Below are 23,040 nucleotides of genomic sequence, written 5' to 3'. Positions count from 1 at the left end.
ACCAATTATTTTAGAACTAAATAAAAACAAAATGAGATTATGCCCAATGGCTGATTGGTTTGGTTTATTAAGAAATGGGAGATTGAAAGAAGGGATATCTGGGATAGTCAAAAGAGTAATTAAAGTTTAATTCATTGTTTTGATGAAGTTGATAATAGTTTTATTGAAAACGTGAAAGATGAAATTAAAAAAGCAGGCCTTAAGGAAAGTGATTTTACAATAATAAAATATTAATTCAATGGAAATTAAATTAAATAAGGAATTACAAAATAAGATGAATTTATTCTTAGAAACTAAAGATGAAAAACTAAATGAATTTTTAAAAAAATTAGGAAGAAATAAATATTCTTTTTCCAAAGATGAAATAAATAAAATTGAAAATTTATATAAGAAAGATCGTACAATGCGTGAATATGTATTTATATATATAGAGAGGCTGTTATAAATATTGTTGGAGTTTTTTGGTCTATTGGTAAGTTCAAGAAAGATGAAGTATGGCTTGCCTATTATTCTTGGCTGGGGAGGTAATGATGATAGTCCAAGAATTTGCCCAGATGTATGGCTTTACTTTGTAGAGAATGAAGGTCTTCGTAAACCTCTCGGTGAGATGATTTATTCTTTATAAAATAGAGTGGCATTTATTTGATGGAGCCAATGTAAGTATGATAGAAAAATTAGACTTATTAAAAAGCACTTATGATGCTGAAAAATTTGATATTGTAGTATATTAAAAATGGAAAAATATAACACTCTAAAAAATTAAAAAAGATTTTGAAAATTTTATTGCTGATAAGGATAAATGGAAAATGTGGTTTGGTAAGCCATTTTTCGTTGGTTTCAAAAGAGCGGTTGCTAGAATTTCCGTATGCTGTAGAAATTAAAGAGCTGGAAAATGAAATAATTTACATTCAGCTATTTGATAAGATTGAAGAATCAGACAAGCCAGAGAATAGCAACGGTTGTTTAGAGAGTGGTTTAATTTTGATGGGCTGATTAAAAATATACTTAACCCACCTCCGTTGTTTTTATCTATAATTCAAATATTTTCTTAAAAGGTTACTTTGGTAACTATTATAAAGAAGAAAAGCTGGGATGTGATTTTATAGTCAATAAAAAATTCCTGCAAGAAATGAATCTAGCAGGACTTTTTTGTAAAAAAAAAATATTTTTTAGAAAGTGAAACGTACACCTAAACCAACATCACCACTATAAAAATCAGTATCTGGTGTTAATCTTAAAGTAGGAATCCAGTCTAAAGATAAATTGATTGGAGCACCTTTAAATTTATAATCTAAACCTAAAACACCATTTACACCCAAATAAATGTCGCTTTGATCACTAAATTTATTTTTCACAGAGCCAACACTTGCACCACCACCGTAGTACCAATTTAAGCCGTCAGCACCTTTAATTGGATTATAAACTTCATATAAGCCTGTTAATTGTACCCAGCTAAAACTATTGTTACTTCTAAAATTTCCAATTAACTCTAACATAGCACCTTTGCTTAAGCCTGTTTTAAAAGAAACACCATTGTAACTTCCAAAACGACCACCAATTGCGTTTTTGTAATTTTGAGCTTTAACGGTTGTTGTAGCAACTGTAAATAAAGCAATGCATCCTAAAATTGTAAACAACTTCTTCATAATTGATCTTTTAAATTAATAATTTTCTTAATTAAGATCTGCCTAGCAACTTTAATGCCGATTATGTTTTTTGAGTCAAAATGATAAAGATAAAAAACAATGCTTGCATAGTAATTATGTAATTCTTAAGTTTAGTCAAATATTTTTGAATGATAAATTTGTTCTGGCTTATTCGCTTCAGGCAAAATTATTCGAAGGGAAACATATATAGATGTGATATCTTTTATGTTGATTTTTTTAACTTAACCAAATATTATTGAATGATATGGCTGCAGAAATTAAACGAGTTTTCGATCTATTAAAATACAGCTTGGAAAAACCTAAGCAAGAATTTGTTAGTGGGAAAATTAAAGGAAAGTGGGTCAATTACAGTACAACAGAATTCTGCAGTGCTGTTGATGACCTGAGCCGCGGATTAATCAACGTTGGAATGGCGAAAGACAGTAGGGTGGGGGTAATGTCTCACAACAGGCCAGAATGGAATATTGTTGATTTTGCGGTTAATCAGATCGGTGCTTATCAAATTCCATTATATCCAACTTTAGCTGCACATGATATTCAGTTCATTTTAAAAGACGCCGAAATTTCCATCATTTTTGTTGCCGATCAGGAACTATATGAGAAGGTAAAGCCATGTGTTCAGGAGATCAATCCTGCTATTAGAATATACAGTTTTAATGAGGTTGAAGGTGTTGAGAATTGGAAAATTTTAACTGATTTGGGGAAATCTGCAATTGATATTCATCTGGATGAATACCGCGATAAAGTAGAGCCAGAAGATATTCTCACGCTGATTTATACTTCAGGTACAACAGGAACGCCTAAAGGTGTAATGTTAACGCACAGTAACCTGGTTTCCAATTTTGTTAATTCATTAGTGGTTATGCCCAAAGGTGTAGAAAAGGGATTAAGCTTTTTGCCATTGTCACACATTTTTGAGCGGATGATTATTTATCTGTATTTATATAACCATACGGCAGTTTATTATGCAGAAAGTATGGAAACTATTGTAGCAGATATTCAACATGTAAAACCCAATGCATTTTCTACAGTACCCCGGTTGCTGGAAAAGGTATATGATAAAATCATGGAAAAGGGCAAGTCATTAACAGGCATTAAAAAAGGACTTTTCTTTTGGTCGGTTGCATTGGCAGAGCGATACACGATTGATGCAGGAACCTGGTATAATTTCCAATTATGGATAGCCAGAAAATTAGTATTTAAAAAATGGCAGGAAGCCTTAGGTGGGGACATTGTCGTTATCGTATCGGGAGGTGCGGCATTAAATCCACGCCTGGCACGAATTTTTTGGGCTGCGGGTATGCCTGTTTTCGAAGGTTATGGCTTAACAGAAACCTCTCCGGTAATTACGGTCAATCGTTTTGGCGGCACCATGTTTGGAACCGTTGGTGAAGTAATTACAGGTGTGGAAGTTAAAATTGCGCAAGATGGTGAAGTGTTAACCAGAGGTCATCAGGTAATGAAAGGTTACTACAAACGCCCTGATTTAACAGATGAAGCACTTGATCAGGATGGATGGTTCCATACTGGTGATATCGGCGAATTAATAGATGGTAGATTTTTAAAGATTACCGATCGCAAAAAAGAAATGTTTAAAACGGCAGGTGGTAAATATGTAGCTCCGCAAATGCTGGAGAATAAATATAAAGAATCTATTTTTATTGAGCAGATTATGGTTTTAGGGGAGAATAGAAAATTTCCATCAGCTTTAATTGTTCCTAATTTTGAAACCCTTAAATCCTGGGCAATGAAGAAGGGGATCGCCTTTACTACCCAAGAAGAACTAATTAAAAACAAGCAGGTTCTAGTTAAGTATAATGAAGTTATTGAATCATTAAGTGTTGATTTTGGTAAGTGGGAGCAGGTTAAAAGATTCGCTTTACTGCCAAAAGAATGGAGCATTGATGGTGGGGAGCTAACCCCTAAATTAAGCTTAAAACGAAAAGTGATTACAGAAAAAAATATTGATATAATTGAAAAAATATATAAGGATGCAGAAAACTATAAAGCCGCTCATTAAATTCTCAACGGTTTTTATCACCATTGCTATCATTATTTCAGGATGTGTAACCGGGCAACTTGGTAAAAACAATAGTGGTGAATATAAAAATGGAATGGTGGTGTCTGCTCATCCGGAAGCTTCACAGGTAGGGATAGATATCCTAAAAAAAGGAGGAAATGCAGTTGATGCTGCGGTAGCCGTTCAGTTTGCATTAGCTGTAGTGTACCCGAATGCAGGCAATATTGGTGGCGGTGGTTTTATGGTTTATCGTTCTGCAAAGGGCGAAATCAATGCATTAGATTTTAGAGAAAAAGCTGCTGCAGGTGCAAGCAGGGATATGTATCTGGATGCATCAGGAAATCCTATTGTAGACAAAAGCTTATATGGACATTTGGCTGCTGGTGTTCCGGGATCTGTTGATGGGATGGTAGAAGCCCATCGCAAATATGGTAAGTTAACCTGGGCACAGGTATTACAGCCTGCAGTAGACTTAGCTCATAACGGTTTCAAAATTACAAAGCGCCAGGCAGGAGAATTGAATGGTTTACATCAAAAACTTATGATGTTTAATCCTAAGGGAACGGCATTTGTAAATCTAGAAAGTACCTGGAAAGAAAATGATTTGCTTGTGCAGAATGAACTGGCAAATACACTAAAACTCATTCAGGAAAAAGGTAGAGCAGGTTTTTATGAGGGGGCTGTTGCTGATTCTATTGTGGCAGAAATGCAAGGTGGAAAAGGGTTAATTACGAAAGAGGATTTACAAAATTACCATGCCAAATGGCGCAAGCCTATTACAGGTGATTATCGGGGTTACAAAATTATTACCATGCCGCCAACTTCTAGTGGAGGGATTGCATTAATCCAATTGTTAAAAAGTGTAGAACCTTTTCCCCTAAAAAAATGGGGTTACAATCAAGATTCTACAATTCGAGTAATTGTAGAAGCAGAAAGAAGGGTTTATGCAGATCGTGCAACACATCTTGGTGATCCTGATTTTTACCATGTTCCGCAAAGCCAGTTGCTTAGCGAAACCTATAATAAGAAACGTATGGCTAATTTTAGTTGGGCTGCTGCTACACCAAGTAGCCAGGTTATGGCTGGAGAAATCAACGGTGCTGAACATGAAGAAACGACACACTTTTCTATTGTAGATCATGATGGGAATGCTGTTTCCATCACCACTACGCTTAATGGTTCTTATGGATCGCTGGTTGTGGTGAAAGGCGCTGGTTTTCTCTTAAATAATGAAATGGATGATTTTTCCGTAAAACCAGGTTCACCTAATATGTATGGGCTGGTTGGTGGAGAGGCCAATGCCATTGCGGCTAATAAACGGATGTTAAGTTCTATGACCCCAAGCATTGTAGAGAAAAATGGAAATTTATTTATGGTGGTAGGTACACCTGGCGGTTCAACCATCATTACTTCCGTTTTTCAAACCATTATTAATGTGATTGATTTTAACATGAATATGCAACAGGCTGTGTCTGCAAAGAAATTTCACCACCAATGGTTACCAGATGAAGTGTATGTAGAAAAGGATGCAATTGATAGTGTATCACTAGAAAAACTAAAATTAAAAGGATATAAAATCGTGCCTCGGGGAGCTATTGGTAGAGTAGATGCTATACTGAAAACCAAAAATGGAAGTTATCAGGGAGGAGCAGATCCACGTGGTGATGATAAAGCCATTGGGTATTAGGATTCAATTGGTTAAAATTTTCTTAAAATGTTATTTTTGGTATGGCAATTGCTTATCATGGCTAACGCTTAAAAATTAATATAACAAACATGAAATTAAATCTATTTAAGACTTTACCGGTAGCATTGGCCGGTTTGTTCATCGGAACTGCAGCTTCGGCACAGGAGCCGGTTACCTCAACTACACCTTTCAGAACTTGGTCTATCGGTGTTAATGCTGGTGCTCTAACTCCACTTTCTCCGTTAGGTGGTAAAAATGATTTTAGCAACAACAAAACTAGTTTTGGTTATGGCCTTTACATTAAGAAACAATTTACACCTTATTTCTCTTTACGTTTAGACGGGGTAAGAGGTAAACTAAAGGGTGATAATACCGAGGCTTATGACAGTGGCGTAACAAATAACTCTACTGTTAAAGCTTTTGATACTCAATTGGAATATTCGGGTAGTTTAAATGCTGTAGTGAACATGTTTAACATCGATATGTTCAAAAAAGAAAATGCTTTACAGCTTTATGTATCTGCTGGTGCAGGTTTAGCTGGTTACAAGCCAACAATTACAACTGCTAGCGGTACTTCATTATATGCTGGTGATAAAACAATCAGTGAATTAATTATCCCGGTAGGTCTTGGCGCTAAATTTAAAATCTCTGATGCGGTTAACTTCGATTTAGGTTGGACAATCAACTTTGTTGATGGCGATAACTTAGATGGTTATTACAGGGGAAGCAATGATAAATATAACTATGCTTATGCTGGTTTAGAATTTGCTTTAGGAAGCGGAAAACAATTGGCTTTCCACAATCCGGTTGCTTTAACTTATGATGAGGCATTAAAAGCAAAACAAACTGCTGATGCTTTAAAAGGTGATCTTGATGCTCAAAAAGCTGAAAACGCAAAATTGCGTGCAGATATGGCTGACATTTTAAAAGATTCTGATGGTGACGGTGTTGCTGATAAATTAGATAAATGTCCAGATACTCCATCAGGAACTGTAGTAGATGGTTCAGGTTGTCCATTAGTAACTCCAAAACCTCAGGTAACTGTAATTACTGAAGAAGATCGTAGAGTAGTAAGCGAAGCCATTAAAAACTTAGAGTTTGATTTAGGTAAAGCTACTATCCGTTCTAAATCTTATGCTTCACTAAATAGAGTTGCTGCATTATTAGTACAGAAAAACTTCAGCTTAAAATTAGCTGGTCATACAGATAACACTGGTTCAAAAGAATTGAACTTACGTTTATCTAAAGAAAGAGCTGAATCTGTAAAAGCTTACTTAGTATCTCAAGGTGCAAATGCATCACGTATTGAGGCTACAGGTTACGGAATGGGTCAACCAATTGCAACAAACAAAACTGCAGCTGGTCGTCAACAAAACCGTCGTGTAGAATTTACACTTTACTAGTCGATAGAAAATTATAATAAAAAAGCTCCCGATGAAAATCGGGAGCTTTTTTTTTGGTATAACTTTTTTACCGTAAATTGGAAAATACGATTATTGAATCAATTTGATTGTCTTTTTTATATTATTCAAATCGCTCATGCTAAAATTGGGTGATTGAAAGGAGAATATCTGATAGATCAATAATCCGTCTGTGCTATCATAAATGCTGATGATTTTATCATTCGATCGCTTAGTATAAATCAAGTATTTAATGTTCGAATCTTTGGTCAGGATCAAGCTATCCAGTGTTGCGTTTGATACGAATTTCAATTTATAACGATATTGTTCCTCCGCTGGAGTGTCTTGTGTCAAAGGAGCGGTTTGTGAAGAGAACACTTCCCTAATATATTCAGGAACATACAATGTTTCATTAACCAGTTTTGGAAGTCTTTTAGTGTTGTAAAACGAATAATCTAATCCACGTATTTGGTTCGATAACAATCCGTCGTTAATCTGCTTTAAATAACCGGATAGAAAACCAGGAGACCAATTGAAGAAAGTAGCCTGATTATAAAGAAAACTTAATTGTTTTGATTTTGCAGCTCTTTTAGAATAAGACTGCTCAATAAGCATCATTTGCAGGTTGGTAATTGCATCAGGAAATAACGTTACTGTAGCCAGCGTAGTTTCTTCCATCAGATTGGGTTTTTGTGATGGTGAAGTTACCTTTAGTGCGTAAACCAGGTTTAGATTTTTAACGGTATCGATCTGTTCACGGTAGGAATCAAGATAAAAAAAAGAATAATCTGCAGCGCGCTGATAGGTTGCCAATTCTTCAGGTTTAATAATTTTGTAAGGGGTAATTGTCCAGACCTTTTTTATCGCCTCATTATATTTTTCAATGTCTTTATATCCAGAATAGGGTAGCGTAAATAAGGTAGTCGTTTTCTTAAATTTCTCTATTTTTTCAGTGTTGGTTGCTACATTTCCAAAATATGATGTTTGTGCCAGGGAGGATAAGCCAGGTAGCATCATTAAATATATGACTAGATTTCTTTTCTTAAAAAGCATAATACTTAGGGTATAATTTGTATCCCTCTATTATAAGAATCTTTTAACAATTATTTTGAAATTTTCTATTGCAATAACAAAATACATTCATTAGCTTTGTTATGCAAGCATAATAAATTAGTGAAATGAAACAACAGCAAACTATTGATTACCATGTGAAATTTGCATGGCAAAATATGTTTAACAAATACAATCAAATGGCGTCTGGTTTTGGAATTACCCAGGCGATTGGTTATATGCTGATCAATATTAATGATGAAGAAGGTACTGCTGTTTCTAACCTGGCAGGCTTGCTTGGTGTAAAGGCAACCAGTTTATCCAGAATGTTGAATAACATGGAAGAGGCGAAATTAATTTATCGGGAAGCTTCTGCAGGAGATAAGCGATCGGTAAAGGTTTTTCTAACTGACTTTGGTAAGGAGAAAAAGCAGCTAGCTAAGGGTGTTGTGCGAAAGTTTAATGAATATCTGGATGAACATTTCTCCAAAAAAGAAAAAGAAACCTTTATCAATCTGTTAATCAAATTGAATGACATTACCGTAGCTTATACTGTTGATTAACTATTTGATAGTGAAAATTTTTAATGGTTTTTTAATTGCCAGAGGTAGTTAAATATATTACAGAAATAAAAATTTAGAATAATGATGAACCAAAGCAGCATAAATTATTTAAACTTTTACTGCAAGGTTGATCAGATCAATAAAATAATAAATAGAAACTGATGAAACGAAGCATTAATAAAGTTGCCGTTCTGGGTTCGGGTATCATGGGTTCAAGAATTGCATGCCACTTTGCCAATATTGGTGTAGAGGTTTTGCTTTTGGATATTGCACCTAAAGAACTGACTGCAGATGAACAGGCAAAAGGATTGACTTTAGATAAGCCAGCAGTAAAGAACCGAATTGTTAATACGGCTTTGCAAACTGCTGTGAAAACAAACCCATCACCTGTATATACTAAGAAAGTATTGAATAAAATCAAAACTGGAAACTTCGATGATGATATGTCGAAAATTGCTGGTTTCGATTGGGTGATCGAAGTAGTGGTAGAGAATTTAGACATTAAGAAAAAGGTTTTCGAGCAGATAGAACAATTTCGTAAACCAGGTACATTAGTTACCTCTAATACCTCAGGCATTCCCATTCATTTAATGGCTGAAGGTAGAAGTGAAGATTTTAAAGCACATTTCTGTGGAACACACTTTTTTAATCCGCCACGGTATTTAAAATTATTGGAGGTGATTCCAACACCACATACCAAACCAGAAATTGTTGACTTTCTCATGCATTACGGTGATAAATTTTTAGGTAAAACGACTGTTTTATGTAAGGATACGCCTGCATTTATTGCCAATCGCGTGGGCGTTTATTCCATTATGGCCTTGCTTCATCTGGTTGATAAACTTGATTTAACAGTAGAAGAGGTTGATAAATTTACAGGTCCTGCATTGGGCAGACCAAAGTCGGCTACTTTCCGTACCTCTGATGTTGTGGGCTTAGATACCATGATTAAGGTGGCAAAAGGCTTATATGATAATTGCCCTGACGATAAAGCACACGATTTATTTAAACTTCCTGCCTATGTGCAGAAAATGGAAGAAAATAAATGGCTGGGTGATAAAACCAAGCAAGGTTTCTATAAAAAAACTAAAACTGCAGAAGGAAAAACAGAGATTCTTGCGCTGGATTTGAAAACTTTGGAATATAAACCTCAGGAAAAGGTCAAATCAGCAACATTAGAAATGACCAAACCTGTTGAAAATCTTCAGGATCGCATGAAGATTTTTGCCAAAGGAAAAGACAAGGCAGGAGAATTATTCCGCCATTCTTCTTTTGGGTTGTTTGAATATGTTTCAGATCGTATCCCCGAAATTTCCGATGAATTGTACCGTATTGATGATGCGATGCGTGCTGGTTTCGGTTGGGAATTGGGGCCGTTTGAACTTTGGGATGCTATTGGTGTAAAAGAAGGCGTAGAAGGGATGGAGCAATATGGAAATCAAGCAGCAGCTTGGGTGCATGAAATGCTTGATGCTGGTTTCACTTCATTTTATAAAGTTGAAGCAGGCATTAAGAAGTATTATGATATCCCTACCAAATCTTATCAAGCATTACCTGGAACAGATGAGTTTATCATTCTGGATAATATCCGTGAAAATAAAACCCTTTGGAAAAATTCAGGCGTTTCTATAATTGATTTGGGTGATGGCATATTAAATGTTGAATTCCATACCAAAATGAATACCATTGGCGGTGATGTGATTTCAGGTATCAATAAGGCTATCGATATGGCGGAAAAAGACTATCGAGGTCTGGTGATTGGTAACGATGGTGCAAATTTCTCTGCAGGTGCAAATGTTGGGATGATTTTCATGATGGCGGTAGAGCAGGAATGGGATGAATTAAATATGGCCATTCGCATGTTTCAGAATACCTCTATGCGCATTCGTTACTCTTCTATTCCGGTTGTAGTAGCACCGCATAATTTAACTTTAGGTGGTGGTTGCGAATTTAGCTTACATGCCGATCACGTTCAGTTATCAGCTGAAACTTATATGGGTTTAGTTGAATTTGGGGTTGGTGTAATTCCTGGCGGTGGCGGAACAAAAGAGTTTGCCTTACGCGCTTCTGATGAATATAAGGATGATCAAATCGTTCAGAATGCTTTGAAAGAGCGCTTTTTAACCATCGGAATGGCAAAAGTTTCCACTTCTGGTTATGAAGCCTTTGAATTAGGTTATTTGCAAAAAGATAAATTTTCCATCTCCATGAACCGCAATCGCTTACTGGCTGATGCTAAGGCGAAAGCAATTGAGCTGGCAGATGCCGGATATACCAAACCTGTACAAAGAACAGATATTAAAGTACTTGGTAAGCAAGGTTTAGGAATTGTTTATGCAGGTGCAAATAGTATGTATGCCGGTCATTATATTTCTGAACATGATAAAAAAATCTCCGAAAAACTAGGTTACGTGATGTGTGGCGGCGATTTATCGTCTCCTACAGAAGTAAGTGAACAATATCTATTGGATTTGGAAAGGGAAGCATTTTTATCTCTTGCGGGTGAAAGGAAATCATTAGAGCGGATTCAATCGATTATAACAAAAGGGAAACCGTTGAGGAACTAGACTTGAGATAAGAGACATTAGATTTGAGACAGGTGCATTCTTCACGACTAACTAAAGACAAGTTACAGAAATGAATAATTTAAAGGAATTGAAAATCTGGAATAGAGCCATAGATTTAGCTGTTGAGGTTTACGATGCAACATCAAGGTATCCAATAGATGAACGGTTTGGCTTGACAAGTCAGTCACGAAGAGCAGCTGTTTCAATTCCATCAAATATTGCAGAAGGTGCTGGAAGAAATTCTCTTAAGGAATTCAATAATTTTTTAGGAATAGCAAATGGCTCATCATATGAATTACAAACTCAATTAGCAATCGCTAATAAACTTGGAATGCTTGAAACAGAAAAGCTTGAACCTTTACTTACTCAAATTGATGAATTACAAAAAATGACTTACGGTTTTCAGCAAATGTTGGAAAAGAAAATTAAAAAATAAATTTTATGATTTGAGTAATAGCTTGAGCAGGTCTCACATCTAGTTTCTCAAATCTCTAATCTTCAATAAAATGGAAGCATATATTATAGCCGGATATCGTACAGCAGTAGGTAAAGCACCACGTGGCGTATTCCGTTTTACTAGGGCAGATGACCTTGCTGCAGAAGTGATCAGGGCCTTGGTGGCATCAGTTCCAAATTTAGATAAGGAACAAATAGATGATGTTATTGTAGGTAATGCCACACCAGAAGCAGAACAGGGCTTAAACATTGCCAGGATGATTTCACTGATGGGTTTAGATACAGATAAAGTTCCCGGAGTTACCGTAAACCGTTACTGTGCATCCGGACTAGATACCATTGCTACTGCTGTAGCGAAAATTAAGGCAGGAATGGCAGATTGTATCATTGCTGGTGGCGTGGAAGTAATGAGCGGAATGCCATTTGGTGGCTGGAAACTTGTTCCAAATGCTGAGGTAGCAAAAAATAATCCAGACTGGTATTGGGGGATGGGACTAACTGCTGAAGCTGTAGCCAAAGAATATAAGGTTAGTCGTGAAGATCAGGATGCCTTTGCACTTAAATCTCACGAAAAGGCCATTCATGCCATTAAAAACGGACATTTAAAAGATGGTGTTTTGCCCATCACCATAAATGAAAATTACCTGGATGAAAACTTGAAAAAGAAAACACGTTCTTATGTAGTAGATACTGATGAAGGGCCACGTGCTGATACTACATTAGAAAAACTGGCAAAATTGAAGCCTGTATTTGATGCTGTTGGAAGTGTAACTGCGGGTAATTCATCTCAAACTTCTGATGGAGCCGCATTTGTTTTAGTGGTTTCTGAAAAGAAAATGAAGGAATTAAATGCAGAGCCGATCGCGAGGTTAGTGAGTTATAGTGTTGCCGGTGTACCTCCAAGAATTATGGGGATAGGTCCAATTGAGGCCATTCCAAAGGCATTGAAACAAGCTGGATTACAACAAGCTGATATCGATTTAATTGAGTTGAACGAGGCTTTCTCTTCACAATCTTTAGCCATTATCAGAACATTGGATTTAAATCCAGACATTATTAACGTAAATGGTGGTGCTATTGCTTTAGGGCACCCACTGGGCTGTACCGGAGCAAAGCTAACTGTACAGATGATGAATGAGTTAAAAAGACAAAGTAAAAAATATGGTATGGTTACGATGTGCGTAGGTACCGGACAAGGTGCAGCGGGGATTTTTGAATTATTGTAAATTAGTATCAAGATATGAGTAGCAAGTATCAAGATTGAATAGCGAGCGTAAAAGCAATTGCAAAAAATCATCCTGAACATATTTGTACACATGACTTAAATACTAAAACGTATGCACAATTTTAAAGATTTAAAAGTTTGGCAAAAATCGATTGATTTGGCAGTTGAAGTTTACAAAGCGACTTCACTTTTACCAAATGATGAAAAGTATGGTTTGATATCACAAATGAAGAGGTGCTCCGCTTCGGTTTCTTCGAATATTGCTGAAGGCTCCGGGAGAGGAAGTAGTGCTCAATTCAAATATTTCTTGAATATAAGCCAAGGTTCAGCTTTTGAATTAGAAGCACAGCTAATTATTTCGAATCGACTAGAATTACTTGATGATAATTTATCGACAAGTTTGATTGAAAAAACAACTGAGATACAAAAAATGATTTATGCATTAGATAAGAGTATTAAAAGATAAAGAAAGTATCAAGATTCCAGTTTTGAACCCGGTCTTGATACTTGCTACTAGATATTAACATTCAGTTACATACGGTCTTCGAGCCCAATCTTGATACCTGATAATCGTTACTAAATACTTAAACCTAGCGACATCCAGTTTTCGAGCCCAGTCTTAATACCTGATACTCGCTACTAAACGCCTAAACCTAGCGACATCCAGTTTTCGAGCCCAGTTTTGATACTTGATACTCGTTATTAAACAATAAAACTAGTGATGTCCAGTTTTCGAGCCCAATCTTGATACTTGATACTCACTACTAGATACTAAAACAATGGAAACAACTGAAAAAAAAACAATTAAAGGCGGTGAATTCTTAATTAAAGAAACCGTTTATCAGGACGTATTTATCCCAGAAGAATTTGATGAAGAGCAGCAGATGATTGCGCAAACTTGTCGTGATTTCCTGAATGCTGAAGTTTATCCCAATTTAGATAAAATTGATAAGCAGGAAGATCCTGAATTAATGCCAACACTTTTAACCAAAGCCGGTGAGCTTGGAATTTTAGGAGTTTCTGTTCCGGAAGAGTATGGCGGGTTTGGTAAAAATTTCAACACTTCGATGTTGGTTGCTGATGTTGTGGGAGCAGGTCACTCTTTTGCTGTGGCACTTTCTGCACATACGGGAATAGGTACTTTGCCAATTCTTTATTATGGTAATGAAGCGCAAAAAGCGAAATACATTCCAAAGTTAGGTTCTGGTGAATGGAAAGCTGCTTATTGTTTAACTGAACCAAATTCAGGTTCGGATGCAAACTCTGGAAAAACTAAGGCCAAGTTGAGTGAAGATGGTAAACATTACATCATCAATGGTCAAAAAATGTGGATTACCAATGGTGGTTTTGCAGATATTTTTATTGTTTTTGCCAAGATAGATGATGATAAAAATCTAACTGCGTTTATTGTGGAGAAAGATTTTGGTGGCATCACCATGAACCCTGAAGAGCATAAAATGGGAATTAAGGGTTCATCAACCCGTCAGGTTTTCTTTAATGATTGTCCTGTGCCTGTAGAGAATATGCTGAGCGATCGGGAAAATGGTTTTAAAATCGCAGTAAATATTTTAAATATAGGCCGGATCAAATTATCTGCCGCAGCAATTGGTGCTTCTAAAGCAACACTAAATACAGCCATTAATTATTCAAATGAACGCAGTCAGTTTGGCCGCCCGATTTCAAAATACGGAGCCATTCGTTTCAAAATTGCAGAGATTGCATCAAAATTATATGCTGTTGATGCGGCAAATTACAGGGCCGGACAGAATATCGATGATACTTATGACCAATTAGTTGCTAGCGGAATGGAATCTGGCAAAGCAAGATTAAAATCTGTAGAACAGTTTGCGGTTGAATGTGCGATTTTAAAAGTTTGGGGTTCCGAAGCGTTGGATTATACCGTTGATGAAGGTGTTCAGATTTACGGAGGTATGGGGTTTAGCGCCGATGCACCGATGGATAGGGCTTATCGTGATGCCCGGATTAATAGAATCTTTGAGGGGACAAACGAAATCAATCGACTGCTAACAGTTGATATGATGTTAAAGCGTGCCATGAAAGGGGAGCTTGATTTGATGGGACCAGCAACAGCAGTGGCAGCAGAATTAATGAGCATTCCTGATTTTGGAGAAGAAGATACTACCTTATTTGCTGCAGAGAAAAAGGTGTTGGCCAATCTTAAGAAAGCAACTTTAATGGTTGCTGGTGCTGCCGTTCAAAAGCTCATGATGACTTTAAGCAAAGAGCAGGAAATCTTGATGAATATTGCAGATATGGCGGGTTACGTTTATGTGTTGGAATCTGCTTTGCTCAGAACAGAGAAATTGGTGGCAACAAAAGGTGAGGAAGCGACAGCAGGTCAGTTAGATTTACTTAGAATTTATATGGTTGAAGCGGTGGATGGCATAGCCAAAGCCGGTAAAGAAGCACTTTGGGCTTTTGCAGAAGGTGATGAGCAACGGATGATGCTAGTAGGCTTACGCAGGTTTACAAAAGTAGAGCCGTTTAATGTAAAAGATGCCCGCCAAAGAGTGGCACAACAGTTAATTGAAGCGAACAAATATATTTTTTAATGCTTTTAATTAGCATTTGAAGGTTTAGCGTAGAGGTGCAAAAATCCGCTCCGCTAAACCTTTTTTATTTTGTAATATAATTTCCTGAAGTTTAGTCGGAGCATTCATTTTGGTAGATCAATCCATTCTTAAATAGGTAGAGTTATGCATTTAAATCCTATTTTTACGGATGCTTAAATTTAAACAACTCACTATTTTGTTTTTCCTGGCTTTGGTGCTAAATTCCTGTAAGAAGGATGAAGATTCAGATAAGCAAATTACCAATTTTATTGAGAAGAATAATATCCCAGCCACTAAAGATGCTTCTGGATTATATTATCAAATCATCAAACCAGGCACCGGAAGCTTTACCTATCCGGCGAATACAAGTATCACAATCAAATACGAAGGCAGACTGCTGGATGGTAGTGTATTTGACAATGGTGATGGTAAAGAACAAAATTTTATGCTTTCACAATTAATTCAAGGCTGGAGAATCGGCATTCCGAAAATTCAGAAAGGTGGCGAGATCAGGTTAATTATACCGCCGGGCCTTGGATATGGAAGCAGTGCTGCTGGTCCGATTCCGGGGAATTCTGTATTGGATTTCACGATTCAACTATCAGATGCTAAATAACTTTAGTACGATGACTGAATTTTATCTGGAATGTTAAAATTGGTTAAAAATTGGCGCAACCGTATTAAAAGCTTATTTTTGCCAATGATGCTAAAGTTCAGATATATTGTAATGTTGGTTTGCCTTACAGGTTGCCTTGCTGCTTGTAATAAAAACGAGGCTTTCGAAACTTATGATCCTGCGCCGCAGTTTACCATAGATACTACAGCTATCAGGGCTTTTATAAAGGCCAATAACATTCAGGCTGTTAAAGATCAATCTGGCGTTTTTTATCAGATTATTGAACCGGGAACGGGAAGTATCAGCTATACTAGTAATACCAAAGTTACAGCTGATTATGAAGGTAGACTACTTAACGGGACTGTTTTTGATAGCTCAAAAGGAAATCCAATTACATTTACGTTAGGCGGGATCATTGCCGGATGGCAAATAGGAATTCCGAAAATACAAAAGGGAGGAAAAATCAGGTTAATTATACCTTCCTATTATGGTTATGGAAATGTAGCACAGGGTACCAGTATTCCTGCTAATGCTATACTCGATTTTAATATCACACTTACAGAAGTTTCAAATTAGATGAACAAATTTACCAAACTTGGCCTTTGCTTAGGTTTATTGGCTACAATACTTTTCAGCGCTTGCGAAAAAGAATATGATTCAATCGAAACGGTTGATGATGCTACTATTCAATCTTATATCACTAAAAATAATTTAACAAGCTCTATGATTCAAGACCCAGATAAAACAGGGTTTTATTATCAGGTTACTATGCCAGGAACAGGAGATCTATTTAAAAATCCAGATTCAGTTTTATATGATATTACGATTAAATCACTTAATAATGGAACTATTTATTCTCAATCACCCGTAAATGGTAATTTGGGCACATATGTAGGATATAGTACTGCGGTTCTTTCGTCATTTAATTTTCCAGCAATTAGGACATCTATACTAGCTTTAAGCCCAGGAGGCTCCGCAAGAATTCTTTTGCCATCATATTTAGCTTTCGGCAAAAACGGCTATAACGCAATACCATCCAATGAAAATATTGATCTCATTGTTAAGACATATCCTTTTAGAAAACAGTGGCAATTAGATGAATTTAAATTAGACAATTTTATAGCTTCAAAAGGATTAACTGCAGTAAAAGATCCTTCTAGAGTAAGGTATATAGTAAGCAATGTTGGCACAGGTACTGATGTAATTAATGATGGAAGTACTTTGGTGTTGAAGTACACTGGAAGATTTTTAGATGGCACTTCTTTTGATTCGAGCACAGACGGAACCTATTCTACCTCATTATCTAGTGTAATATCTGGCTGGGGAATATTAAAGAATTTTAAAGCAGGAACGAAAGTTAGGATATTGATTCCTTCTGATTTAGCATATGGTAAAACAGGTAGTGTAAATTCATCAGGTGTGTCTGATGGTAGAATTCCTAGTAATGCAGTTTTAGATTTTGATATCGAAATCGTAAGCGTTACGAATTAGCCAAAGCCTCTTTAAAAACTTTTAAAACCCTTTCCCTTGCAAATTTATGCTCAACTATTGGTTGGGCATATTTTTTTGTCCCAAACTCTGACACCCACTTTTTAATGTATTCGAATTTAGGATCAAATCTTTTGGTTTGTAGTTCAGGATTAAAGACTCTAAAATAAGGTGCTGCATCATTACCAGAGCCTGCCGCCCACTGCCATCCACCTACGTTACTCGCCATTTCATAATCCAATAGTTTATTGGCGAAATAAGCTTCACCCCAACGCCAATCAATTAAGAGGTGCTTTGATAAAAAACTTGCGGTAACCATGCGCACACGGTTGTGCATCCATCCAATTTCATTAAGTTGTCTCATCCCCGCATCAACAATTGGATATCCTGTATTTCCTTCGCACCAGGCCTTAAATTCCTTTTCGTTATTGCGCCATTTAATTTTATCGTATTGTTTTTTAAAAGAATCGTGCGCTGAATAAGGGAAATGCCATAAAATCATCATGTAAAATTCTCTCCAGGCCAGTTCTGAAAGCCAAACATTAGATTTTGCCGCTATCGCATCTTTAACCAATTTGCGAATGCTGATGGTTCCAAAACGCAAATGCAAGCCAATGCGGGTAGTTCCGGCGATAGCTGGATAATCCCGTTCTTTTGCATAATCATCAAGTTTACTTTTATATTCAATTTTAGGGAATTGTAGGTTGCTTTTTTCAAAACCCATTTCTTTCAGGCTGGGCAAAGGCAGGTGTTTGGTCTCTAAAAAATTTTTAAAATATTTTTTAGTTGGGTAAGCTTTCGTATAAAAATCATTCAGTTTGGCGTGCCACTGTTTATAAAATGGGGTGAAAACGGTATAAGGCGTTTGATCAGCCTTTAAAATCTCTCCTTTTTCAAAAATAACCTGATCTTTAAAAGTCTTAAATTCAATTTTCTCACTGGTTAAAAACTCAGCCATATCATCATCCCGTTCACGTGCGTAAGGCTCATAATCATGATTGGTATATACTTCAGCAACATCATATTCTTTTAATACCTCTGGCCATACTTTTTCTGGCTTGCCATATTTCACCAATACATCCGATCCATGTTTTTGAAGTGTGGTCTTTAAATCTTCAATAGCTTGATAAATAAATGTAACCCTGGCATCATCCTTTGTTAGTTTTTCTAAAATATTTTGATCAAAAATGAACAATGGTAAAACCGGATGTTCGCCTTTCAGTGCATGGTATAAAGCGGCATTATCTTCCAGGCGTAAATCACGTCGTAACCAAAAGATACTAATTGTTTTCTTCATCTAATTTGAATTATGATATCGGCTTTTTTCAAACTATTTATGCTGGTATAAATTGGCCAATGCATCATCCAGATGGGTAAATTTAAATTTAAAACCGGCATCTAATATTTTTTGTGCAGAGGTGTTATTGCTCATCATTACGGCTTCCGTTCGCTCACCCATCAGCAGCTCTATTGCTTTTCTAGGGACTTTAATTGGCCAAAACGGGCGATGTAAGTGTTTGGCAATGGCTTTGGTTAATCCTTCATTTGTAACAGGGAATGGCGCACAGGCGTTATAGCTATTTTCCATATTGAAGTTTTCTAACGCATAGATATACATCGCTACCATATCATCAATATGAAGCCACGGTGTCCATTGCTTGCCAGTTCCTAAAGCAGCACCGGCAAATAAACGCACAGGTTGATCCAGTTGTGGTAAAGCGCCACCTTTTGTACTTAAAACAATTCCGGTACGGAGCTTTACAATGCGTAGACTTAATTTTTTCCCTTGATCAATAGCATCTTCCCATAACTTACAACATTCTGCTAAAAAGCCATAGCCGTTTTGGCTCTCTTCTGTTAAAATCTCATCGCCGCAATCGCCATAGTAGCCGACCGCTGAAGCAGAAATGAAAGATTTTACCTGATGTTCGGTTTTAAGTTTTATGGCTTTAAAAAGTAATTCTGTAGATTTTACACGACTGTCTATAATTTGCTTTTTACGTTCATCAGTCCATTTTTTTTCAGCTACTGGTTCTCCTGCTAAATGGATTATCGCATCAACACCACTTAAACAATTAGCATCAATATCACCTTTGTAAACATCCCAAAGATAATTATTTGGATCACTATTATCTTTACGAGACAGTGTATTGACCTCATAACCTTGATTCAACAATTGTTTTTTGAGTTCAGTTCCAACAAGTCCCGTAGCGCCTGTAATCAGAATCTTTTTTGCCATGGTTTTAAAACACCAAACATGCAAAACGGTTTTTTTAAAGACTAAACATAATAGTATCTGATGAATATCAATGCATTGCCTGTATTCATTAGATACTATTGTTTTTTTTTACAAACCAGAAATAACTTTGTTTTTTGGAGCCTTTATAGCATAACTCAACTTAATAGTTTTGGTTTCATTGGGTGCTATTTTTAACTGCCAGGTAAGCATTCCTGTTTCCTTGTTAACTTCGGCGCCCGAACTGTCTAATAATTCAATTTCGATATCACTTTCAGTTGATAAGGGATATTGATCTTTTAGTGATAAATCAATCGCTTCTTTCTTGGTATTTCTAATTATGATTAGATATGTGAACAATTGCTTTTTGTTCGCACCAATAAATTTAGTGCTGCTAAAATCTTCCTGTTTCTCTTTCGAAATAATGATTTTCTTATCCTTACCCATACTCAGACTTAACGTATCCTGAATATTGGCCGGGTTGATGTATGATTTGCCTGTATATGTCCCTTCAAAGATAATGTTCGCATTTCCTGCTTGAAGGTTTAACTTTTCCCAATTAATCACATCAGCCAATAAATAGGCATCAGTGCTTAATTTTGGTGCGGCATAATATTTATATTTCGCTGGCACTTCATATTCTTTAAAAGAAACTGTATGTGGCTTATTGTCGCTATTTACATCATAAGGAATGTCAATATCAAAAGTTACACCCAGTTGAGTTTCGTTAACAGAAGTATAGTTGTTAACCGTAGAAGGTGCGGGCATGGCTTGTTTTTGGAGGCTATTTGTTCCTCTTATAACAATTTCATTAAGTTTATTGTCTTCAATTTCCATGCTGGATACTCTACCCATTAAAGCTTTTTGCATTTGATTATAGGTAGAAACAAACCATGGATTTAAGGTTGGTGCCGTAATATTGTAATTTGGATTTCCGGTTGATAAAGAAAGCTTCACTTTTTTCCAGTCCAAGCCCGTATTTTGTGTAATTGCCGCTTTGTAAACTATTTCAAGCGGCTTGGAGGTACTGGAGGATTTAATATCGTAACTGGCTAACCAGCTTGCATTTGGTGTTATGTAAGATAGATCATAATTGGCATCTATATTGGTTTTCGCCATGAGTTGTAAAACCAATTGACCAAGTTGCTGATTAGGATGATTTCTAAGTTCTGCTATTTGTTGTTGTAACGCACTCAGTTTCTGATTTTGTTTATCTTCTATAACGCTGAGTGCGGCTATTGCATTTCTCACTTCAGCATTTTTCAGGCGATAATATTCAGTCAGTTTCATTAATTCAGTCACATTGGTGCCCGAAGTAGTTCCGCCAGATTTTCTATTTTCATCCAATAAGGCCAGTGTTTGTTCTTCAATAGTTTTTGAGTTTTTGGTTTTAATTAAATCGGCTGAAATTAATTTAATACTGTCTGTTAACTTTTTAATTTCTGGATTTGCGGCATCCGTGTTCAGGAAATCGCGGTTAAACTGAACGGATAAAATAGTCACGCCTGAAGAAACGCCTACTTGAATAGAGTTTTCATTTACCCGACCGGAAATGTTATTAATCACGATTTCGGATGTCCCGGCGGGAAGGTTAACCCTTCCTGAGTGTGTAAGTTGTGCACCGTTGTTGTAAACAGTTACACTTTCTAAATTTGCTTTGGTTTTAATTTGTTGCTGGGCGAAAACACTTAATGGAAATAATAGTGTGATTAGAATTCGTTTCATTATGCTGATTTTTGAGGTGTGTTGGATTCTACATTTAAATGAAAGATGAATGATTTGCCAACATTCCATAACTCACCAATCATATTGTTTACTGTGTGTAAAGAATTTTGCTTGTTTTTGATGCCAGAGAAAAATAAGATAAATTTGTGTTTATCCTCAATAATTCATTTCCGAGAAAAAGATGTTCAAAAAAATTTTAGTATGGTTTAGAAATGATCTCCGTTTGCATGATAATGAATTGCTTGTGGAGGCGATTGCTAAGTCAGATTCAATTTTACCCGTTTATATTTTAGATCCCCGTCAGTTTGGAGAAACAAAGTATGGGACATTAAAAACTGGGAGCATCAGGGCACATTTTTTATTAGAAAGTGTACTCGGGCTACGAAGTGCGCTGAAGCAGATAGGAGGAAATTTATTGATTGCTACCGGTAACCCTGAAGAAATTATTCCACAGTTGATTCAGGAATACGAAATTACCGAAGTATATCATCACCGGGAGGTAGCCAGAGAGGAAACACATGTATCTACACTGGTAGAAAATGCCCTCTGGAAATTACGCATCAACCTTAAACATTTTATTGGTCACACCTTATACAATAAAGAAGATCTACCTTTTCCAATCAAAGATATACCTGATGCTTTTAATCAGTTTAAGAAAAAAATCGAGCGTGATTCCATTATCAAACCCTGTTTCCCTTCACCAGATCGAATTAACGTAGCTGAGGTAATTGATTGGGGAACGCTGCCTACTTTGGAAGAACTTGGCTTGCTTCACCAGCAAAAAGATCAAAGAGCTGATTTCGAGTTTGAAGGCGGTGAGGCCGAAGGATTGGTGCATTTACAAAAGGTTATTGTGGCTATGCAACAAGCTGCAACATCTAAAAATCTCATTTTAGTTTCTAAACTTTCTGCCTGGCTGGCCATGGGTTGCCTTTCTCCACGTAAGGTATATTGGGAGATTAAGAAAATAGAAGGCATGCCCAATACAAAGGCCATGTTTAATCATATTTTATTGGGCTTGCTTTGGCGGGACTATTTCCGTTTTATGTTCAAAAAATATGGCAATACCTTTTTTAATCCAAATGGTTTTGGAAGCCAGGGTTTGGTAGACATCGAAAATGAGCAGGAAAATTTCAATAAATGGAGAACTGGTCAGACGGGATTTGCCGTAGTAGATGCCGTGATGACAGAGTTGAACCAAACTGGATTCATATCTAATATTGCCAGGCAAACCACTGCACTCTACCTTGTTAATAATCTTGAGGTAAGCTGGGTATTCGGAGCTGCCTATTTTGAAGAGAAACTTATTGATTATAATCCGGCAAGTAATTGGGGTAACTGGGCCAATATAGCAGGAGTAGGAAATGATCAGAAATCAAAAGGCGTAATTGATATGGATAAGAATATTAAAAACTTAGATCCAAAAGGAAATTATGCCTTAACCTGGACTTCTTAATAAATGATTGAGTAAAAGAGTTATTGATCGATTAAATTATTGAATGAGTTTGCAGATCATATCATTTAATCATTCTCTCATTTAGTTTTCAGAATAGAATGATTAAATTAAAGAATTATTGAGTTAGTGAATGGGTTTCGGATTGTGCCATGTATCATTCATTAAATCTCTCATTCACTCAGTCTCTCCTTCAATTATAAATACTGGCCTGGGTTTTGCTCTAACTTTTAATCAAAAAATTCTTTATTTCATGCAGCCTCAATTTTGCTGAATGTCAGAATGTTTCTAAATAATTTTTTTGTGCAATTAAT

The 23,040-nt window shown here is 36.3% G+C and carries 20 protein-coding genes; 15 read left to right on the top strand and 5 right to left on the bottom strand.

The window, feature by feature from the left end:
• Positions 1-238 precede the first annotated feature (238 nt).
• Complete coding sequence (locus AN34_RS15600; protein ID WP_029286889.1) at positions 239-445, top strand: hypothetical protein; 207 nt, start codon at positions 239-241, stop codon at positions 443-445.
• A gap of 326 nt (positions 446-771) precedes the next feature.
• Positions 772-993, top strand: coding sequence for a hypothetical protein (locus AN34_RS15595; protein WP_157263329.1), 222 nt, complete (start codon positions 772-774; stop codon positions 991-993).
• A gap of 176 nt (positions 994-1,169) precedes the next feature.
• Here AN34_RS15595 and AN34_RS15590 read toward each other — a convergent pair whose 3' ends face one another.
• Positions 1,170-1,646 (bottom strand): hypothetical protein, encoded by a 477-nt coding sequence (locus AN34_RS15590; RefSeq protein WP_029286887.1) that lies wholly within the window; start codon positions 1,644-1,646, stop codon positions 1,170-1,172.
• A 265-nt stretch (positions 1,647-1,911) separates the two neighbouring features.
• On the opposite strand from AN34_RS15590, the gene AN34_RS15585 reads away from it, so the two are divergent.
• From AN34_RS15585 to AN34_RS15575, 3 genes are all read left to right on the top strand, one after another.
• A complete protein-coding gene (locus AN34_RS15585) occupies positions 1,912-3,687 on the top strand; it encodes a long-chain fatty acid--CoA ligase (protein ID WP_029286886.1) in 1,776 nt (591 codons plus the stop codon).
• Complete coding sequence (gene ggt / locus AN34_RS15580; RefSeq protein ID WP_029286885.1) at positions 3,659-5,374, top strand: gamma-glutamyltransferase; 1,716 nt, start codon at positions 3,659-3,661, stop codon at positions 5,372-5,374. The genes AN34_RS15585 and ggt overlap by 29 nt, the downstream gene beginning before the upstream one ends.
• A gap of 89 nt (positions 5,375-5,463) precedes the next feature.
• Positions 5,464-6,777, top strand: a complete 1,314-nt coding sequence (locus AN34_RS15575) for a DUF6089 family protein (protein ID WP_029286884.1) — start codon at positions 5,464-5,466, stop codon at positions 6,775-6,777.
• A 90-nt stretch (positions 6,778-6,867) separates the two neighbouring features.
• On the opposite strand, the gene AN34_RS15570 is transcribed toward AN34_RS15575, so the two are convergent.
• Positions 6,868-7,827, bottom strand: coding sequence for a hypothetical protein (locus tag AN34_RS15570; protein WP_157263328.1), 960 nt, complete (start codon positions 7,825-7,827; stop codon positions 6,868-6,870).
• 125 nt (positions 7,828-7,952) lie between these two features.
• Here AN34_RS15570 and AN34_RS15565 point away from each other — a divergent pair, with 125 nt between their 5' ends.
• The 9 genes from AN34_RS15565 to AN34_RS15525 all read left to right on the top strand — a co-directional run bounded on the left by AN34_RS15565 (position 7,953) and on the right by AN34_RS15525 (position 17,315).
• Positions 7,953-8,387 carry a MarR family winged helix-turn-helix transcriptional regulator gene (locus AN34_RS15565; RefSeq protein ID WP_029286882.1) on the top strand — a complete coding sequence of 145 codons (435 nt, stop codon included), beginning with the start codon at positions 7,953-7,955 and terminating at the stop codon, positions 8,385-8,387.
• A gap of 161 nt (positions 8,388-8,548) precedes the next feature.
• Positions 8,549-10,954 carry a 3-hydroxyacyl-CoA dehydrogenase/enoyl-CoA hydratase family protein gene (locus AN34_RS15560; protein ID WP_029286881.1) on the top strand — a complete coding sequence of 802 codons (2,406 nt, stop codon included), beginning with the start codon at positions 8,549-8,551 and terminating at the stop codon, positions 10,952-10,954.
• Between the two features lie 70 nt (positions 10,955-11,024).
• Positions 11,025-11,390 (top strand): four helix bundle protein, encoded by a 366-nt coding sequence (locus AN34_RS15555; protein ID WP_029286880.1) that lies wholly within the window; start codon positions 11,025-11,027, stop codon positions 11,388-11,390.
• 70 nt (positions 11,391-11,460) lie between these two features.
• A complete protein-coding gene (locus AN34_RS15550) occupies positions 11,461-12,636 on the top strand; it encodes an acetyl-CoA C-acyltransferase (protein WP_029286879.1) in 1,176 nt (391 codons plus the stop codon).
• Between the two features lie 111 nt (positions 12,637-12,747).
• Positions 12,748-13,101: a four helix bundle protein gene (locus AN34_RS15545; RefSeq protein ID WP_029286878.1), complete on the top strand. Its 354-nt coding sequence runs from the start codon at positions 12,748-12,750 to the stop codon at positions 13,099-13,101.
• A 313-nt stretch (positions 13,102-13,414) separates the two neighbouring features.
• The gene (locus AN34_RS15540; RefSeq protein WP_029286877.1) at positions 13,415-15,208 is read left to right on the top strand and encodes an acyl-CoA dehydrogenase family protein; all 1,794 of its coding nucleotides are present in this window, start codon (positions 13,415-13,417) and stop codon (positions 15,206-15,208) included.
• A gap of 169 nt (positions 15,209-15,377) precedes the next feature.
• Positions 15,378-15,824, top strand: a complete 447-nt coding sequence (locus AN34_RS15535; protein WP_029286876.1) for an FKBP-type peptidyl-prolyl cis-trans isomerase — start codon at positions 15,378-15,380, stop codon at positions 15,822-15,824.
• 84 nt (positions 15,825-15,908) lie between these two features.
• Positions 15,909-16,400 (top strand): FKBP-type peptidyl-prolyl cis-trans isomerase, encoded by a 492-nt coding sequence (locus AN34_RS15530; protein WP_231625567.1) that lies wholly within the window; start codon positions 15,909-15,911, stop codon positions 16,398-16,400.
• Positions 16,401-17,315 (top strand): FKBP-type peptidyl-prolyl cis-trans isomerase, encoded by a 915-nt coding sequence (locus AN34_RS15525; RefSeq protein ID WP_051666671.1) that lies wholly within the window; start codon positions 16,401-16,403, stop codon positions 17,313-17,315. It abuts the gene before it with no gap.
• On the opposite strand, the gene AN34_RS15520 is transcribed toward AN34_RS15525, so the two are convergent.
• The 3 genes from AN34_RS15520 to AN34_RS15510 all read right to left on the bottom strand — a co-directional run bounded on the left by AN34_RS15520 (position 17,305) and on the right by AN34_RS15510 (position 21,273).
• Positions 17,305-18,609 carry a deoxyribodipyrimidine photo-lyase gene (locus tag AN34_RS15520; RefSeq protein ID WP_029286873.1) on the bottom strand — a complete coding sequence of 435 codons (1,305 nt, stop codon included), beginning with the start codon at positions 18,607-18,609 and terminating at the stop codon, positions 17,305-17,307. The genes AN34_RS15525 and AN34_RS15520 overlap by 11 nt on opposite strands.
• Positions 18,610-18,642: 33 nt before the next feature.
• Positions 18,643-19,551 (bottom strand): TIGR01777 family oxidoreductase, encoded by a 909-nt coding sequence (locus AN34_RS15515; RefSeq protein WP_029286872.1) that lies wholly within the window; start codon positions 19,549-19,551, stop codon positions 18,643-18,645.
• A 108-nt stretch (positions 19,552-19,659) separates the two neighbouring features.
• Entirely contained in the window at positions 19,660-21,273 is a 1,614-nt protein-coding gene (locus tag AN34_RS15510; protein WP_029286871.1) for a DUF4139 domain-containing protein, read from the bottom strand.
• A gap of 181 nt (positions 21,274-21,454) precedes the next feature.
• Here AN34_RS15510 and AN34_RS15505 point away from each other — a divergent pair, with 181 nt between their 5' ends.
• Positions 21,455-22,729, top strand: a complete 1,275-nt coding sequence (locus AN34_RS15505; protein ID WP_029286870.1) for a DASH family cryptochrome — start codon at positions 21,455-21,457, stop codon at positions 22,727-22,729.
• Positions 22,730-23,040: the final 311 nt, after the last annotated feature.

Origin of the sequence: Pedobacter sp. R20-19, assembly GCF_000708265.2 — a bacterium.
Classification (GTDB): Bacteria; Bacteroidota; Bacteroidia; order Sphingobacteriales; family Sphingobacteriaceae; genus Pedobacter.
Note: the sequence above shows the minus strand (reverse complement) of the source record. Positions and strands in the feature narration are given on the sequence as shown.